The sequence below is a fragment of the Aquabacterium parvum genome, from assembly GCF_001447195.1.
Taxonomy (GTDB): Bacteria; Pseudomonadota; Gammaproteobacteria; order Burkholderiales; family Burkholderiaceae_C; genus Aquabacterium; species Aquabacterium parvum.
This window is the reverse complement of sequence record NZ_LFRI01000488.1, coordinates 1-273: the sequence shown is the minus strand read 5'-3', so window position 1 is coordinate 273 and position 273 is coordinate 1. Positions and strand designations below refer to the sequence as shown.

The window sequence follows — 273 nt, the reverse complement described above, 5'->3', positions numbered from 1 at the left end:
TCGGGGCTGATGGAATCGAGACGCTACCCAGGCGGGTTGATCGGTACGGTAAGGCAAAGAGTCGTGCGCTCGATGTAGCGCAGTTTATCGGCGACCACGTTGAAGGTCAAGAAACGCTTCACCAGCGGCTCACCACCTGCGGTGACTACCTGCTGTTCCGGCACTACTTCACCATCGACGCTGTGAGGCTGCATGCGGCCAGCTTCTGCATGAAGCACCTGCTTTGCCCTCTGTGTGCCATTAGACGGGGCGCTAAGTCGATGAAAGCCTACT

At 57.9% G+C, this 273-nt stretch carries 1 protein-coding gene; it reads right to left on the bottom strand.

The genetic code is table 11. The features are described from left to right. Nucleotides 1–23: 23 nt before the first annotated feature. A complete protein-coding gene (locus ABG80_RS23015; protein ID WP_160322599.1) occupies nucleotides 24–194 on the bottom strand; it encodes a hypothetical protein in 171 nt (56 codons plus the stop codon). Between the last annotated feature and the right edge of the window lie 79 nt (nucleotides 195–273).